Here is a 16,486-nt window from a genome sequence, read left to right on the forward strand (position 1 = left end):
TGTGAATCACTTTGTTGCTCAAGGCCATAAGGAATGTCGATGAAAAAAGTGTTGGTGCTGGGCGGATCTGGCTATGTCGGGTCACAACTGCTTCCTCAGCTGTGCGAACAAGGTTACAGCGTCACTGCTGCTTCGCGAGATGTTTCGGCATTGAAGGCGCGTATCCAACCGCATCCCAACCTCACCTTGACTTACTTAGACCTGGCAGATCGCGCCGAGACCATCAAACTAGTGCGCGCCTTTGATATCGTCCTGTTTTTGGTACACGGTATGGCCCACGGTTCAGACTTTGTCGATTATGAAATCAGCTTGGCAGAACATTTTCGCGACGCACTTCGAGTGAGCCAAGTGAAACATGTGATTTATTTAAGTGCGCTCCAACCGCAAACAGGCAACTCACAACACCTTAAAGCGCGTTTGATGACCGGAGAGATCATCCGTCAAGCGGGCGTGCCTATCACCGAGTTACGTGCTGGCGTCATCATTGGTCCTGGCTCGGCGGCGTTTGAGATCATGCTCGACTTTGTTTACAACCTGCCTATTCTCATCGCGCCTAAATGGGTCGATTCAAAAGCCAATCCCATCGCATTGGCGAACCTTAATCACTACCTACTCTGCCTGATCAAAGAGCGAGTGACTCAGCATCAATGCTTTGAAGTGGGCGGCCCAGATGTGTTGACCTATCGAGAACAGTTTCAGGTTATCGGTCAAGCGGCGGGCAAACGGGTTCGACTTGTCAGCACTGCGCTGCTCACGCCTAAGATGGCCTCGCGTTGGCTCGCCTTGGTGACCTCCGTTCCTGCGTCAGTCGGCTCAGCGCTTCTGGCGGGGCTGTCTCATGACTTTGTCGCGGATTCAGCCGAGATACGCACTCGCTACCCACAGACCTTAATTGACTTTCAAACCATGATTGAGCGCGCGATAGAGCAAGAGGGAGAATTCGTGCGCAGTAACGTGTGGGGGTATGACCCTGCGGCCCAGAATCGCTGGCAACCGGGCTATGGCTATTACCCGAAACAGGCAGGCGCAACGATAAAAACGCCACTGAGTTCCGACGCACTATGGCAAATCATTCAAACCATCGGCCAACCCGATCAGGGTTACTTTTTCGCCAATGGCTTGTGGCGAACGCGCGAATGGCTTGACGTCTTGTTTGGCGCTGGAGCGCCGATTCGGCGTCAACCTCCCGGACCAGAGCTTAAAGTGGGTGATTTTATTGACTCGTGGAAAGTGATCCGCTGTGAACCCAAGCGGTTTCTCTCATTGCTGTTTGGTATGAAAGGGCCTGGTTTGGGCCGTTTGGAATTTTCTATTGAGGATGATGGCACCCAGCGCACACTCAGCGTCACCGCTTGGTGGCACCCGCAAGGTTTTTGGGGGTTAATGTATTGGTTTGCCATGATGCTACCGCACCTGTTTATCTTCAAAGGCATGGTCAGAGCTATTGTGAGAAAGGCAGCAGAATAAAGCCAAAAAAACAACGCCTTGCGTGGAAGCAAGGCGTTGTTTTTATGATTAAGAACTCAGGCTAAGCCGTCAAGCTAAGGGGAATTTCGGGCAACTGCGTTCCACGATTGGCAGGAAAAATCAGATATTCACCGTGGTACTTCACATTCGACTTGTAGTCGGTCACCTTGTGCACCAAAAAGCCTGCGGCGGTGGCTTTCTCAACGAACTCGGCGTGATTACCACGAACAAACCAGCTCATCGGATTAACTAAAGCCTCGCCTTCAAAGCAAGCGTCACATTGATCCGCGCACATCGCCAAGGAATTTTGCCCTTCCGTAAAGAGTTGCACCTTACCCACACCCACTAAGGGTTCTGAGGTAGAGACTTCCCAATCCGCGTTCTCCATCAGATCCAGGAACTGCTCAATATCACTGTCTTTCAGCGTTCGTTCCTCACCACTAAAGAAGGTATCGTACAGCTTAGCGATGCGTTTAAACGTGAACAATAGTCCTGCTTCGTTGCCTTTTGAGCGCCCCATTTTTTGCCAACGCGTCAGGTCATTGCCAACCACGCGATGAAAACGCTGTTCTTTAAGCGCTCGGGTCACCCAACGCACTAAATAGTGATTGTTGGCGACCGGAGCGTCGGTCAGCTTTCCTAAACGATGCTGCGCATCGAGCTCTTCTAGCGCAAGTGTGACTAACTTGCGCATCTCAACTGTGTATTCAGACATTACGCCTTTCTTCCAAAAAATCCATACAACACGGCAGAGAGTATCGAACATGCCGTCATGGTCGCTATCATCGGCCAAGTCGCATCACTTGGCAACATCGCAACCACCACGCCAATTACGGAACCTGTACCAAAACGCAGCGTGCCCGCCAATGATGACGCCGTACCCGCCATCGACGGATAGCCGCTCAACAGCAGTCCCATACTGTTACTGCCGATAGTCGATAACGTACCGATAAACAGCACCACAAAAGGTACGGTGCCCCAAAGGCCAAGATCCAGCATCCAGGTTATAAACATCCCAATGCCGGCGAGCAGTTGCACCGCAAGACCAAATCTTAGCATGGCGTGCGAGCCGACTTTACGTACCAAACGGCCATTGATGCTGGTCATGATGATCATCGCAACGATGTTCAAACCAAACAGATAACCAAAGTGATCTGGGCGTACGCCATAAATATCAATGTAGACAAACGAGCCTGCGGTCAAAAAGGCAAACATACCGGCGAATGAAAACGCACCGGAAAAAATCAACCCCATCGCTACAGGGTTGGCGCACAAACGGGCGTAGTTTTGCATCGTGGTGCGAAAACGCAGCGGCTGACGCTTTTCCACTGGCAAGGTTTCTGGAATTTTCCATAGCACCAAAGCGATCACGATGGCGGCAAAAATCGCCAGGATCCAAAAAATTGCTCGCCAGCCAAACCAAATGGCGACGTGACCACCGATCATCGGTGCCACCAGCGGCGCAATGGTAATGACTAAGGTCACAAATGACATGGTGCGCGCGAAATCCTCACGATCAAACATGTCACGGACGACAGCTTGAATAATGACGGCCGCTGCAGCGCCCGCAAAGCCTTGCGCGGTACGCACCCAAGTGAGCGCTTCAATACTTGTGGTGGTTGCACTCACCAATGAGGCCAAACCAAAAAACAGCACGCCAAGGATCAGCACCGGGCGACGACCATAGCTGTCCGCCAATGGACCATGAATCAACTGACCAATAGCAAAGCCCGCGGTATAAGCCGTAAGGGTGATTTGCACCGCGCCACTTTCGACACCGAGATCGGCAGCGATGGAGGGCATCGCGGGCAAATACATATCAATCGCCAGTGGCGTTAAGGCACCAATGGCACCCAAAACCAAAAACAACAAAAAGCTCAACTGAGGCGTGTCGGTTTTGGTCATAGCAGTATCAGACATAAGTCTCCTATCCGATAGCGAAAAAACGAGCCGCAGAAAGGCGGCTCGTCAAAAGAAATGAAGTCAACCGGACTATATTCAACCGATTGAGATCAAATTACTAGTTCCTATTAGGAAATAAAGCTCTTCCAAATTGGGGGATTAATTCCAAATAGAATTAATTTCTGCTTGAGTCAGGTAACGGTATTCACCCGGTTCAAGCGAATCATCCAGCGCTATAGCACCGATGCGTTCACGGTGAAGATGCTCAACCTTATTGCCCAGTGCAGCAAACATGCGTTTCACTTGGTGGTACTTGCCTTCAGTAATGGTCAGCAGCACTTCGTGCTCATCCGCGTTGATGATTTCTAGTTTCGCGGGCAGCGTCGGCTCTTTCTCATTACGCAGTTCGATGCCTTGGGCGAATTTTTCAGCATAGTCGTCACCGATAGGATCGGCCAGCCACACTCGGTACGTTTTCTCACACTTATGCTTCGGTGAAGTGATGCGGTGCGACCACTGGCCATCATCGGTAATCAACACCAAACCTGTGGTATCGACGTCTAATCGCCCAGCAAAATGCAGGTTTTCAATCTTCACTTCATCTAGCAGCACAAACGCGGTGTGATTAAAACCGTCTTCATGAGAGCAGACAAATCCCTCAGGTTTGTAAAGCATGATGTATTTTGGTCCTGGTTTGCCGATTTCACGACCCTGCCACTCGACGACGCACGTGTCGGAAACTTTAACTGCACCGCTTTTTTGCACCACATCGTTGACCGTCACTTCGCCACTTTTGATGATTTTCGTGGCTTCTTTTCGCGTCGCACCTAAGGCATCGCAGAGAAATTTGTCTAAACGCATTTTTACCTCACTCTGTGTTCGCCGCGCAGTATACAGAGTTCACTGCGCGCTGCGAACCCTTTACGCTTGCGCCAGCAACTCAATCACCAATGAGCGGAGCCACTGATTCGCTGGGTTATTATCCAGCTTCTTCGGCCAATTGACCCATAGCGCGACCTTGTTGATCTCATAAGGTACAGCCATCGTTTTAATGGGTAATGATGCTTGCATAAGGCTGGCGACGTCTTGTGTACAGATACCAATAGCATCTGTATGTGCAATCGTGTGTAGCATTGAGTACAGTGAGTTGTGGTCGCTGTGTATTTTACGCTGTGGGATCGGCTGCTTAGCCAAGGTATCCGCAGCGCGAGTATTAAATCGCACCAAATTCAGAAAAGCGTGAGACTCGGCAAAATACTGCTCATAACTAATGGTATCGCCAATACGAGGATGATCACGATGGACCACGCACACCATCGACTCCTCTTTAGCTAGTTGAGAGGCAATACCTCCCAGTCTGGGCGCAACATAATCCACCACCAAGTCGACCACCCCGCTGGCGAGTGAATCATAAGTGTCATCTTGATCGGAGGGTAACGCGGCGAATATCACCTCAGCGCTAATGTCATGCTGGCCAACCAAACGCTGAATTAGGTCTGACATATACACGTCAGGCACATAGACACGAAACGCTCGATCCGTTTTGCTTGGCGAGAAATCCTCATAACCGAGAATGGTCCGTTCTATCGAATGAAATGGTTCAGCGACTTGCTTAAACAGATCATGCGCGACAAACGTTGGCTCGACACCGACGTGTTTACGCTGAAATAAGGTTTCCCCTAATTGTGTATTGAGTCGTTTGACCGCATGACTCACCGCTGAGGGGGTCAAATCCAACTCCTCGGCGGTCACAGTATATGAGTGACTTTTGTAGACGCTAAGAAATACGCGCAAAAGATTAAAATCAAAATGGGTGGCCTTTGGCATCGATTTCCCTGATTAAAGCTAAACTTCTATCACCAATACAGCAAAGGCTAGCCCTATGTAGCAAGGGCGATGCTCGTTGATTGTGACACGGGTTTGTTTATTTGCACTCTTATCTACACAATGTCTACGTATCAGTACTGTCTATCAAGATACCACATATTGAGATGAGTATAGACAGAACAAAAGACAGTTTTAATATGAATTTAATTCATATTAAAATAACACTTTTACCTGTGTATAATTGTAAAAAATTCTCAGCTACGCATTACCATGTACACCCTCAGACCCTACCAAGCAGACTCCGTCAAAGCGGTAATCCATTACTTTCGCGCCAATCAAACCCCTGCGGTGCTTGTGTTGCCAACGGGTGCAGGGAAAAGCTTAGTCATCGCAGAATTAGCGCGTTTGGCAAAAGGGCGCGTCTTGGTGCTGGCACACGTCAAAGAGTTGGTTGAGCAAAACCACGCCAAGTACGAAGGTTACGGGTTAAAGGGGGCGATTTTTTCTGCCGGGCTTGGCCGCAAGGAGACCGATCAGCAAGTGGTGTTTGCCTCGGTGCAATCGGTTGTGCGCAATTTGGACGCGTTCAGTCACCAATTTTCGCTACTGGTGATCGATGAATGTCACCGCGTACCAGATGACAAAAACACCAGTTATCAAAAAGTCATTCGCCACTTGAGCGAGCTTAACCCTGGCATTAAAGTGCTTGGTCTGACGGCCACGCCCTATCGCCTTGGGATGGGTTGGATTTACCAGTACCACACACGTGGCTTAGTGCGCAGTGATGAACCGAGATTCTTCCGCGATTGCATCTTTGAACTGCCTATCCAATATTTACTTGATGAAGGATTTCTAACGCCCGCTACGCTGCTCGATGCCCCGGTACTGAGCTATGATTTCTCGCAACTCAAACCCGCCAGTACCGGGCGCTATAAAGAGTCAGAACTTGATATGGTGATTGACAATGCCAAGCGCGCAACACCACAAATCGTCGAACAAATCATCCAACACGCAGAGCACAGGCAAGGCGTAATGATATTCGCCGCCACGGTGAGGCATGCGCAGGAGGTCTTTTCGCTTCTCCCTAGCGATCACACCGCGCTGGTCATCGGTGATACGCCTACTACGGAGCGTGACAGCATCATCGAACGCTTTAAGCAGCGCCAAATCAAATATCTGGTCAATGTCTCGGTGCTGACGACGGGCTTTGATGCGCCGCATGTGGATCTGATTGCCATTCTGCGTCCAACAGAATCGGTCAGTTTGTATCAACAGATTGTCGGTCGTGGGCTACGTTTATCACCGGGGAAAAGCGATTGCTTGGTGCTTGATTACGCGGGCAACAGTTACGATCTCTATCAACCCGAAGTGGGCGATCCAAAACCAGACTCGGACAGCGAGATCATCACCATCCCCTGTCCGGCTTGTGGCTTTAACAACAACTTTTGGGGCAAGCTCGATAGCAATGGCTTTTTAATTGAACATTTTGGCCGTAAGTGCCAAGGGTATTTTACCGATGAAGAGACGGGCGAGCGCGAGCACTGCAACTACCGCTTTCGCGCAAAATACTGCGGTGATTGCGGCGCCGATAACGATATAGCTGCGCGTATTTGCCATGAGTGTGACGCCACCTTAGTCGACCCAGACAAGAAGCTTAAAGAGGCGTTAAATCTTAAAGATGCTTTAGTGTTTGAGTGCTTGGCGATGGACTTTTCGCTGCACAAAGATGGCCAAGGTAAAAACCAGCTCCGGGTCAGCTACGTGGGTGACAACGATGCCAAGGTGCATGAATTTTGGTCTCTCACCACGCCTAAACAGAAAAAGACCTTCAAAGATCGCTTCGTTCGTCCGCATTTGGCGGACAAGCATCGCCCCTTTGATACCCTATCACCGAGTAAAGTGGTCGATAACCAACACCGCTTTCGCCCGCCGCAGTTTGTGATTGCGCGTAAGGTCGGGCGCTTTTGGAAAATGCGCGATAAAATCTTTGACGATGAGCTGAGCGGATAATTCACTCAAGGTTCATCTTGTTGCGTGTATGCTCATGTTGATTCTGAACAGAGGAATATACTGATGAATACACTGAGAACACCCCGTATGAGTCAATTTTTACCGGCTTCCTTTCTTCTTGCTAGTGCCGTCTTCTTTTCTCTGCCCAGTGCGGCACAAGACGGCCACGCCCTAGTTCAAGATGAGTACCACCCGGGAACCCGCGTCGATCTCGATGGCGATCAAGACGAAGTCTACAGAGCGGTACAAAATGGCGACATTCGACCCTTTTCCGAGATGTACGCAGCGGTCGAGCGTGACTTGCATGGTAGAATCATCCAAGTCGAACTGGATCAAGATGATGGCATTTGGATCTATGAGCTCAAACTCAACCACAATAACAACATCATTAAAGTCGAGTACAATGCAGCCAGTTTAGAAATGCTGGAAATCAAAGGCCGACACTTTCGCGACGCGCTTAAACCCACTGACTAAGGAGCCTCGGTTAGAATGAAAATATTGGTGATTGAAGACGACCTTCGCCTTGGGCAACAAATTCAAGCGTCTTTTGACGATGCAGATTGGGTCAGTGAGTGGTCTGCCGATGGTGAGGATGGTCTCTATCGTGCCACCAGCGAAGAGTGGGACGCGATTGTATTGGACTTGGGCCTACCCAAACTGGATGGGCTTTCGGTGTTGAGTGGCATTCGCGCCAACAACATCAATACCCCAGTGGTGATACTCAGTGCCCGTGACGCGCTCAGCGAGCGAGTAGAAGGGCTGAATGCTGGCGCCGATGATTATCTCACCAAACCGTTTGAGATGGTCGAGTTGATCGCCCGCGTGCGCGCCCAGCTTCGCCGAGCCTCTGGTAATGCTTCACCCGTCATGCAGGTGGGTAACCTGAGCCTCGATACCCGCAGCTCTACCGTACTCTGGCAGCAAACCCCCGTCACACTAACGGCGCTAGAATACAAAGTCGTCGCCTACTTTATGCACAACCCAGACAAAGTCATCTCTCGCACCGAACTGGTCGAGCACATCTACAAACAAGATTTTGATCGTGATTCCAACACCATTGAGGTCTTTATTGGCCGTATCCGCAAAAAAATCGCGCCTGACGTCATCAAAACCGTGCGTGGGTTAGGATACCAGCTCAATGCCTAAGCTCCGAGTCGCCAACCTTAAAAAGCTCAGCCTAAAAAGTCGCCTGGTCTTTGCCGCTATCATCTGGCTCACGGCGATGATCATCGCCGCCGGCGTGACTGTACCGACCCAAGTTCTGCACTATATGGTTGAGGACAGCCGCGATCAGCTCTCTATTTATATGGATGAAATGGCGGGTGCGCTTAACGTCAATGACCGAGGTAAACTCTCGCTCTCTTCGAGCTTATCCGATCCTCGCTTTACTCGCCCTTATAGTGGTTTCTACTGGCAAGCGAGCACTGATAGCGACACGCTGCGTTCGCGTTCTCTGTGGGATCAGACGCTGACCTTCAAAGGCGTAAAAAAACACAAAGGCAAAAGCGCTGTATTTGGGGCAAAAGGCGAGAAACTCATCACCATAGATTCGACCCTCTATTTCCCCGATTACAGCGGCCCTATTCAAGTGACGATTGGCATGGATGAACAGCCCATCGAAGCGACCGTCACCGAGTTGATGGGTCAGCTGTGGCTGATTCTCGGCTTACTCTATCTTGGGCTTCTGACTGTTATTATGCTGCAAGTAGAGTGGTCATTAAGCCCACTGGGCAAGATGAAGAAAGAGTTGGCCGAGCTGCGTCGTGGCGAAAAAAATCGCCTTGATGAAGCCTACCCTAAAGATGTAGCTCCGGTGATCAGTGACCTCAACGCGCTGCTGTTTCACTATCAAGAGCTTCTTGAACGTGCCCGTCATCACGCTGGGAACCTCTCGCATGCCTTAAAAACGCCGCTGTCTGTGCTCAAGAATGAAATCCGTCAACTGGGGGAGGTAGAACAAGCGAAGCTGACCCCAGCCATCGATCAAATTCAGCACCAAATTGATTATCACCTCGGACGCGCGCGCATGGCCGGCGCCAAAAACATTCTCGCGGTAAAATCCAATCCCGCCGAGCGCGTCGATGCCATCACACTCGCGTTTGACAAAATATACGCCAGCCGGGGCTTAACCGTCATCAATGAACTGGACTCCGATATTGAGCTTGCCGTGGAACAAACCGATCTCGACGAGATGCTGGGTAATCTTTTGGAGAACGCCTATAAATGGGCCAGCAGCATGATAAGAATCTACAGTGTGGATGTCATCACTGATGAAGCAAAACGCGAAGCCGACGACGGACATCAACTCTCCATCGTGATTGAAGATGATGGCCCCGGAATTGCCAAAGAGCACATTCAGCAAGTGCTAAAACGCGGCGTGCGCTTAGACGAGCACGCCCCTGGCTCGGGGCTAGGTTTGAACATTGTACAAGAGATGGCGCACAGCTATCGCGGCGCACTGAGCTTAGAAGCGGGTGCTCAAGGTGGATTGAAAGCCATCCTCACCATGCAACGTGCGAGTGCAACCAAGAAGCAAAAGCGCTAAGCCGTTGAAACAAAATAGGCGAAATTGTCGCGCGCACGGCGAATATCTATTGCGAGAAAACGGTATGGATGGTAGTATCCGCGCTCGTTTTAAGAGTTACGACCAATATCTCTAAAGCGCACACCACATCTGCAAGGTCGCATTGCGAGATGTGAAGTTAATTTTTTCATATTTGAGAGTAATTACTATGAAATTTGAAGCAGTAGTACGTACTGAACTAGGTAAAGGTGCGAGCCGCCGCCTACGTCACGCTGGTAAATTCCCTGCTATCGTTTACGGTGGCGAAGCTGCACCAGTATCGATCGTTCTTAACCACGATGACATCGTTAACCAAATGGACAAGCCTGAGTTTTACGAAGGTATCGTTCTAGTGATCGACGGCGCTGAAGTGAAAGTTAAGCCACAAGACGTTCAACGTCACGCTTTCAAGCCAAAAGTTGAGCACATGGACTTCATCCGCATCTAATTCCTCCTACCAAGGAATAGCCGGATTGTAATCCAGCCTTTTGCATAAAGAATATCGGCCTTACCAACCGAGACTTCTAAAAATTCGAAACCCCGATGCTACCAACATCGGGGTTTCACCGTTTTTGGAACAAATAAAATCGTTGCTGTATCCCCTATCGCACTCTGATCGCTAATCCAGTATTATCAACGCGTCTACCCAAACACTTGTACACCATGCTGAACAAAGAACAACTGCGCACCGAGCTCCTAGAGATCCTTTTCACTCAACGCAAAAATGCATTGGATGCGGCGGATACCGCTCATGATCTTGCTACGCATGAACAAAGTGTCGCAGAAACACAGTACGATACCGTTGGACTAGAGGCCGCGTACTTAGCACATGGCCAATCGCAGCGTGTGGCTGAATTTGATATAACCATTAATCGCCTTAAGTCCCTGCCGCTTATTGATTTTGACGAAGAAGATGAGATCAAACTCGGCGCGATAGTGACGCTCTCAGATGGCATGACATGTTGGTTTTTACCTGCATGTGGTGGCTACAAACTCGATAACGACCGCGTTGTTGTCATCACTCCTCAATCTCCACTAGGAAAAATGCTTGATGGAGCGGAGATTGAAGAAGTCCTGCAAGATGGTAGAGAAATAAGAGGTATCCAGTAAGAGTTTCATCAGATTTCCTTTGAGCAACTACCTGTTTACTATTTGATGCCGCATTTCAACTAACTGATGTTCACCCACAATCTCCACTTCTTTGATGAACTCAAAGCCAAACCTTTCATAGTAATTTCGAAGATAACTATGAGCGTGGATCACAATAGACTCAACACCATTACTCTGCGCATAACCCATCAAAGCCTGGACAACTTTTGAGGCAACTCCAGCCCCTCGATATGCTTTTGTGACCGCTACCCTAGCCAAAGTACACGTACTGCCCTGTTTCACTGTTAGGCGAGCAGTGGCGATGGGTTTATCTTGTTCCACAACTAACGCGTGGATTGACTCTTCATCTAGTCCATCAAGGTCTAATTCTTTAGGGATCTGTTGCTCAAGTGTGAACACCTGATAGCGGATAGTTTGAGCTCTCTTTATCAACTCGGCATCATTCCCAATAGTGACTTCCATTGCTATGTATCTCCAACAATAAACACATGGCCTAACCAAATGTGAAACTGACAGCCGCATAGTAAAAATGCCACGCGGGATGAATCCCTCTTGGACAATTTGTCGTATGCCTAGCTTTTACCTATACTAAATGCGCATCATTAATACGCATGGAAAACACTTCATGAAAAATATATATAGCACACATGCACCTAAAAAGGCGACAAACCTTAGTTTAAACAGTGAGTTACTTGCCGAAGCTAAGCGCCTAAACATCAACCTATCAGCAACAATGGAAAAGGCTTTGGAAAAAGAAGTAAAGCAACAATTGAAAGCCGAATGGTTAGAACAAAACGCCGAAGCAATTGAAGCGTGTAACGACTTAACTGCAAAACACGGACTATTTTCTGATTCATACCGAGTATTCTAATGTCACAATTTACACTTTATAAAAACAACGATAAGAGCACCGCAAGCACTTACCCGTATTTTGTTGATGTTCAAAGCGAGTTGCTCGATTCACTAAATAGTCGCTTGGTCATTCCCTTAACTCCTATCGAACGGCTAGAGAACAAAGCCCCTAGGCATCTGTGCCCTACGATCCATATTGATGAAGGTGACTTTGTGATTCTTACTCAACAAATGGCCAGTGTACCAACTCAAATCCTCACGACCCCAGTCAACGATCTAAGCACATTTAGAAACGAAATTATCGCTGCTATCGACTTTCTGATTACTGGTATATAACGCTAATTTGACCGTTAGCTGCGAAATTATCTCACCCCTCAACAACCACATCACTCTGGTCGAATTAAAAAGCCACTACAATGCAGCACATTTTAAGAGATGAAACATCGATGACTGCTTCTTGAAGCCAATGGTCAAATTCCATAAGTAGACTACGTCTTGCTCAACTTACAGAAAAGCTCACTCGTTCACCCGATGCATGATCATCCAGCTCCAAAATCACACCTGAAAAAGTTTTGTCTTCTAACGCGGCTAAGATCACGTCTTTCTGTGTGGTCATGATGCGGCTTAAGAACGGTTTTATAGCAATCGTTGCTAACGCCAATGGAACACTCACCGTACTTTCTTTCACTTCGTTCGTGTAGGTCTCGATTCTGAACATTTTCATCGCTTACTCCATAATCAACCAGTGCCATATCAAGATACTGCAAATTTTGGAAAGTCGACTTGATGTATCTCAAGTACTGCATCGGCCACTCAAACCGTATCTTGCGTCAATCTCTCTCAAGCATAACGTTGGAGTAGCCTATAGCTTTACGAGCTTATTTGTTCATTGGCAGAAGGTTTCAATATAGAGCGCTTCAACCTTGTCTCTTGCCCATTGAGTTCGGCGTAAGAACTTCAGCGACGATTTGATGGAAGGATTGTTATAGAAACAGTTAATTGGAATCTCTGCATCCAACCCCTCCCAGCCATAGTGCTCTTGTAAACGTACAAGTATTTTCTCAAGGGTTAAACCATGTAACGGGTTATTGGGTTGCTCTTGGCTCATTGTCAGCGATTCCTAGTCAGGTAAAGGACGAAGAGTTTAGCAGATTAATGTGAACCGGTGTTCCTAACTCTAGATCCGATTAACCGTGATATCTGATACATATCCATTGCCTACCTGTTGCAAGGCACTATGTATCATCTCTGCTACCTCGTCCGGATGCATGAACGAATGAGTATCTAGCGATTTCCCACTTGTCGGCCAAAACTCAGTATCCATTCCGCCAGGATAGACAGCGACCACCTTCATCGGCTTGCTTTTTAACTCCAGCCTGACCGATTCAATCAAACCTTTCACTGCCCACTTTGCCGCACAATAGGTGGATTCACCGGCTTTCGGTTGAAGAGCTGCAGTAGACATCACCATTACAATTGTCACCGGTTTATCTTGATACCGACGCACGGCCTCTCGTAGCACATTGATCGCCGAGTGCAGATTGTTATCAATCAGTGTGCGGATTTTATTGGGCTCTTGATCATCAATCGCTCCAAAGTAACCAGAACCAGCACAATGAATAATGGTATGAGGCGGCGTCTTTATATTTGAAAACAGCGACTCTGTCTCAAAATGATCAGTGAGGTCGCAAGCATAACAGGCTGATGTGGTCGGTATGCCATCCAATACGCTTTCGAGTTTTTGCTTGCTCCGGCCAGTAATGAGAACGCGCTCTCCCTGCAACGCGTAGCGCTTTGCCAATGACGCACCTAAACCGCTGCTCGCTCCTGTTATCACTATCATAAAAACTCCTGTTTAATCTTAGAAAAACGTGTAATCAGCTATTTGTGTGGCCATTCACGCCGAAAACCGTTCATCATGGTTGCGATCAATTCCTTTAACGTTTCGTCGTCACTGCGACGTGAGTATGCTCTAAGACCTGTGAACTGGATCTGGAACCATTGTGCAAGGTGCAGTGGGTCTTGCTCTTCTACCTCACCGTTGGCAATCGCTTGTTCGAACAATGTGACAAGAAAAGCTTCAAATTGATTCGCTAAGCCCTGCGTTTGCAAGCGAAGCGTATCAAATCCTTCGTCAAACTCACTGGCCGATTTAACTAACATACAAATGGCACTGGGATTTGTATGGCGCTGCGTGATCACTACATCTAAAACAAACGCTTCTAACGCGGACAAAACCGCTGAATGTTGCGCTAAGTGATCCTCAAACTGGGCCTGAAGATTCGCGACGTACATCTTTAATGCCTCACAATACAAGCCTTTTTTAGACCCGAATGTCGCATAGATGCTACCAGGGCGAAGGTTCACATTCTCTTGTAAATCTCGGGTAGACGTCGCGTGAAAGCCTTTCTTCCAGAATAGATCGGATGCGACCTTCACAACTTCCTCACGTTGAAATTTTTTTGTATTCGCCATGATTAACCACCATTTTTGAACATGTGCTCAATTTTATATTGAGCGACCGCTCAAAATCAACTATGCTGACTCTGTCGAACTTAATCAACATCACTACCAGGAGATGAAACATGGCAGAATTTAAACTATACACCGCAGAAAACGCGCCAAACGAGTCCAAGCCTCTAATCGAAAACTCAGTGAAAGCATTTGGGATGCTACCCAACCTTCATGCTGTGATGGCTGAATCTCCAGCACTGCTGGAGGGGTATCAGGTATTACATGGTCTGTTTCAAAGCACCTCATTCAACGCAGAAGAATTGACGGTCGTTTGGCAAACCATCAACGTCGAACATGGCTGTCACTACTGTGTACCAGCTCATAGCGCGATTGCAGCGTCAATGAAAGTGGACCAAGAGATTGTCGATGCGTTGGTTAACCAAACCCCACTGGCGAACCAAAAACTAGAGACGCTTCGCGAAACAACACTGCAGATGGTGCGTCAGCGTGGCGTGATTGACGATACGCAGATCGAACAATTCTTTGCGGCTGGTTATAGTCAGCAGCAGCTGTTGGAAATCGTACTTGGACTTGCACAAAAAGTAATGAGTAACTACACCAATCACCTTGCTGATACACCGATCGACGCGCCTTTTAAAAAGTTCGTCAAATAACCCGCATTCCATTATTAGCGCTGGTTCTGAATCACAAAACCAGCGCACATTTCTGCTGATGTAAAAAATGCGGCAATTCACCTCGCCATTCTTTTCCGTTTTTCTTCCTACATTAACCTTTAAAATAGCGGCTGAAGCATCGCAACCCAAAGCACCCAGCTTGGAGGCTAATTATGGATCCTCACGCCCAGCACTTACTTCAACACCTTTGCCAAGAGTACGACTCTCTCTCAGAACTTCATCAAACGAGTCCATTTCCCGAGTTTTCCGCCACCATAAGTCATGAACACGGACATTGCTTGGTTCACTGCCCGCTCGGCAGCCAGAGACTCTCCATTGTTTCGGTAAATTTTGCCCCCTATGTGCGTGGTCAAGGTGTGTTAAAGCGGTTTATTCGCTACATTCAAAGCCACCCTTACCAATATCGAGGTGTTGAGGTGGCCACCATACAAAACCAGAGCCTAGCAAAACGGCTATTAAATCTTGGGTGGCAGCACAAATCACTATTCAACAAAATGTTTAGACGCCAGGCGCCAACGTTGATCTGTGACTTCGACCAAATGACTTGAGCGCATCTTCTGTACATAGCTCATGATGAAATTGAATAAGGCTGGGTTTTACTCTGAAGAAAAAGTGATCTACATTGGGACTTAGGAAATTTAGAAGTATAGATGGCTAAAAATGACAACATTGACGATTCTTGACGGAGGAATGGGAAGAGAGCTCAAGCGAATTGGCGCTCCTTTTTCTCAACCACTTTGGAGTGCTCAAGCCCTAATTGAGGCGCCTCATTACGTGAAACAAGCCCACGAAAGCTTCATCGATGCAGGCGCTGAAATCATCACAGTAAATAGCTACGCGTGCGTACCATTTCACCTGGGTGAAACCTTGTTTTCAGAACGAGGGACCGAGCTGGCCAAGTTAGCAGCAAAGCTCGCTCGACAAGCCGCTGACGAAAGCAAACGCGACGTTCTTGTCGCAGGTGCTATTCCGCCTTTCTTTGGCTCATATCGGCCTGAATTGTTCGACGCCGAGAGAGCCGGCGCTTTGACTCACGCGTTGTATCACGCTCAAGCGCCTTATGTTGATCTCTGGCTGGTCGAGACGATTTCAAGTTTGGAAGAAGCGCGCGTGATAGCAAAGGCAATGAGTATCAGCGACAAGCCCGTCCACTTTGCTTTTACGCTTATCGATGAAGTCACTGAGGAAGCAAAACTTCGTTCTGGTGAGTCGGTAAAAGAGGCGGTGACTCTAATGCTAAGCCGCCAAGCAGATGGTCTGTTTTTTAACTGTTCGATTCCCGAAGTGATCGAACAAGCACTTATCGACACGACTTCGGTCATCAACGCCCATAATACTACGATGACGCTAGGGGTTTATGCCAATAGCTTTTCGCCTATTCTATCGGGGCACCAAGCCAACAGTACACTCCAAGAAATGCGACACTTTTCACCGCAAGAGTACTTACAGCTCGCCAAAGTATGGGCGAAACGTGGCGCGAGCGTCATTGGTGGCTGTTGTGGGATTGGACCTGAGCACATTGACCACCTCTCAGAGTGGCAGCATACTCTGAGGTATCGCTAGGTGGGTTCCAACGCCCACCTGTCGACAAACAAATGTGATAGCG

General features: G+C 48.3%; 21 protein-coding genes. 12 read left to right on the forward strand and 9 right to left on the reverse strand.

All coding sequences use genetic code 11. The annotated features are described in order from the left end of the window. Positions 1 to 39 precede the first annotated feature (39 nt). Positions 40 to 1,467, forward strand: coding sequence for a DUF2867 domain-containing protein (locus tag AC6R0S_RS15175; RefSeq protein ID WP_500638263.1), 1,428 nt, complete (start codon positions 40 to 42; stop codon positions 1,465 to 1,467). A 61-nt stretch (positions 1,468 to 1,528) separates the two neighbouring features. On the opposite strand, the gene AC6R0S_RS15180 is transcribed toward AC6R0S_RS15175, so the two are convergent. From AC6R0S_RS15180 to AC6R0S_RS15195, 4 genes are all read right to left on the reverse strand, one after another. Beyond that, complete coding sequence (locus tag AC6R0S_RS15180) at positions 1,529 to 2,182, reverse strand: DUF2913 family protein (RefSeq protein WP_500631165.1); 654 nt, start codon at positions 2,180 to 2,182, stop codon at positions 1,529 to 1,531. Then, on the reverse strand, positions 2,182 to 3,387 hold the full coding sequence (locus tag AC6R0S_RS15185) for a Bcr/CflA family multidrug efflux MFS transporter (protein WP_500631166.1): 1,206 nt from the start codon (positions 3,385 to 3,387) through the stop codon (positions 2,182 to 2,184). The genes AC6R0S_RS15180 and AC6R0S_RS15185 overlap by 1 nt, the downstream gene beginning before the upstream one ends. A 141-nt stretch (positions 3,388 to 3,528) precedes the next feature. Continuing rightward, positions 3,529 to 4,230 (reverse strand): 16S rRNA pseudouridine(516) synthase RsuA, encoded by a 702-nt coding sequence (gene rsuA / locus AC6R0S_RS15190; protein WP_500631167.1) that lies wholly within the window; start codon positions 4,228 to 4,230, stop codon positions 3,529 to 3,531. Positions 4,231 to 4,290: 60 nt separating this feature from the next. After that, positions 4,291 to 5,196: a LysR family transcriptional regulator gene (locus tag AC6R0S_RS15195; protein WP_500627639.1), complete on the reverse strand. Its 906-nt coding sequence runs from the start codon at positions 5,194 to 5,196 to the stop codon at positions 4,291 to 4,293. A gap of 270 nt (positions 5,197 to 5,466) precedes the next feature. Between AC6R0S_RS15195 and radD the strand changes: the two genes are divergently transcribed. The 6 genes from radD to AC6R0S_RS15225 all read left to right on the forward strand — a co-directional run bounded on the left by radD (position 5,467) and on the right by AC6R0S_RS15225 (position 10,879). Then, positions 5,467 to 7,206 carry a DNA repair helicase RadD gene (gene radD / locus AC6R0S_RS15200; protein WP_500638264.1) on the forward strand — a complete coding sequence of 580 codons (1,740 nt, stop codon included), beginning with the start codon at positions 5,467 to 5,469 and terminating at the stop codon, positions 7,204 to 7,206. Positions 7,207 to 7,269: 63 nt separating this feature from the next. Next, on the forward strand, positions 7,270 to 7,680 hold the full coding sequence (locus AC6R0S_RS15205) for a PepSY domain-containing protein (protein WP_500638265.1): 411 nt from the start codon (positions 7,270 to 7,272) through the stop codon (positions 7,678 to 7,680). Positions 7,681 to 7,695: 15 nt separating this feature from the next. Continuing rightward, positions 7,696 to 8,352 carry a response regulator transcription factor gene (locus AC6R0S_RS15210; RefSeq protein ID WP_500627637.1) on the forward strand — a complete coding sequence of 219 codons (657 nt, stop codon included), beginning with the start codon at positions 7,696 to 7,698 and terminating at the stop codon, positions 8,350 to 8,352. After that, positions 8,345 to 9,751, forward strand: coding sequence for an ATP-binding protein (locus tag AC6R0S_RS15215; RefSeq protein ID WP_500638266.1), 1,407 nt, complete (start codon positions 8,345 to 8,347; stop codon positions 9,749 to 9,751). The genes AC6R0S_RS15210 and AC6R0S_RS15215 overlap by 8 nt, the downstream gene beginning before the upstream one ends. Before the next feature lie 187 nt (positions 9,752 to 9,938). Then, positions 9,939 to 10,217: a 50S ribosomal protein L25 gene (gene rplY, locus AC6R0S_RS15220; protein WP_334552334.1), complete on the forward strand. Its 279-nt coding sequence runs from the start codon at positions 9,939 to 9,941 to the stop codon at positions 10,215 to 10,217. A gap of 215 nt (positions 10,218 to 10,432) precedes the next feature. Next, on the forward strand, positions 10,433 to 10,879 hold the full coding sequence (locus AC6R0S_RS15225) for a hypothetical protein (protein ID WP_500638267.1): 447 nt from the start codon (positions 10,433 to 10,435) through the stop codon (positions 10,877 to 10,879). Between the two features lie 27 nt (positions 10,880 to 10,906). Here the strand turns inward: AC6R0S_RS15225 and AC6R0S_RS15230 are convergent, their stop codons facing one another. After that, entirely contained in the window at positions 10,907 to 11,341 is a 435-nt protein-coding gene (locus tag AC6R0S_RS15230; RefSeq protein WP_500638268.1) for a GNAT family N-acetyltransferase, read from the reverse strand. A gap of 163 nt (positions 11,342 to 11,504) precedes the next feature. Between AC6R0S_RS15230 and AC6R0S_RS15235 the strand changes: the two genes are divergently transcribed. Continuing rightward, complete coding sequence (locus tag AC6R0S_RS15235; RefSeq protein WP_500628652.1) at positions 11,505 to 11,750, forward strand: type II toxin-antitoxin system CcdA family antitoxin; 246 nt, start codon at positions 11,505 to 11,507, stop codon at positions 11,748 to 11,750. Then, entirely contained in the window at positions 11,750 to 12,067 is a 318-nt protein-coding gene (locus AC6R0S_RS15240; RefSeq protein WP_500628653.1) for a CcdB family protein, read from the forward strand. Before AC6R0S_RS15235 ends, AC6R0S_RS15240 begins: the two co-directional genes overlap by 1 nt. 163 nt (positions 12,068 to 12,230) lie before the next feature. Here AC6R0S_RS15240 and AC6R0S_RS15245 read toward each other — a convergent pair whose 3' ends face one another. From AC6R0S_RS15245 to AC6R0S_RS15260, 4 genes are all read right to left on the reverse strand, one after another. After that, entirely contained in the window at positions 12,231 to 12,455 is a 225-nt protein-coding gene (locus tag AC6R0S_RS15245; protein ID WP_500638269.1) for a hypothetical protein, read from the reverse strand. Between the two features lie 162 nt (positions 12,456 to 12,617). Then, positions 12,618 to 12,839, reverse strand: coding sequence for a VF530 family protein (locus tag AC6R0S_RS15250; RefSeq protein WP_334552347.1), 222 nt, complete (start codon positions 12,837 to 12,839; stop codon positions 12,618 to 12,620). A 69-nt stretch (positions 12,840 to 12,908) separates the two neighbouring features. Continuing rightward, positions 12,909 to 13,574: an SDR family NAD(P)-dependent oxidoreductase gene (locus AC6R0S_RS15255; RefSeq protein WP_487903780.1), complete on the reverse strand. Its 666-nt coding sequence runs from the start codon at positions 13,572 to 13,574 to the stop codon at positions 12,909 to 12,911. 38 nt (positions 13,575 to 13,612) lie between these two features. Next, positions 13,613 to 14,206, reverse strand: coding sequence for a TetR/AcrR family transcriptional regulator (locus AC6R0S_RS15260; protein WP_500638270.1), 594 nt, complete (start codon positions 14,204 to 14,206; stop codon positions 13,613 to 13,615). A gap of 110 nt (positions 14,207 to 14,316) precedes the next feature. On the opposite strand from AC6R0S_RS15260, the gene AC6R0S_RS15265 reads away from it, so the two are divergent. The 3 genes from AC6R0S_RS15265 to AC6R0S_RS15275 all read left to right on the forward strand — a co-directional run bounded on the left by AC6R0S_RS15265 (position 14,317) and on the right by AC6R0S_RS15275 (position 16,443). Then, positions 14,317 to 14,859, forward strand: a complete 543-nt coding sequence (locus tag AC6R0S_RS15265) for a carboxymuconolactone decarboxylase family protein (RefSeq protein ID WP_500631171.1) — start codon at positions 14,317 to 14,319, stop codon at positions 14,857 to 14,859. Between the two features lie 173 nt (positions 14,860 to 15,032). Further along, positions 15,033 to 15,428, forward strand: a complete 396-nt coding sequence (locus tag AC6R0S_RS15270) for a hypothetical protein (protein WP_487903783.1) — start codon at positions 15,033 to 15,035, stop codon at positions 15,426 to 15,428. Between the two features lie 112 nt (positions 15,429 to 15,540). Beyond that, positions 15,541 to 16,443 (forward strand): homocysteine S-methyltransferase family protein, encoded by a 903-nt coding sequence (locus tag AC6R0S_RS15275; RefSeq protein ID WP_500638271.1) that lies wholly within the window; start codon positions 15,541 to 15,543, stop codon positions 16,441 to 16,443. Positions 16,444 to 16,486: the final 43 nt, after the last annotated feature.

Source organism: Vibrio sp. R15-SG3-ISO1B (assembly GCF_059833835.1).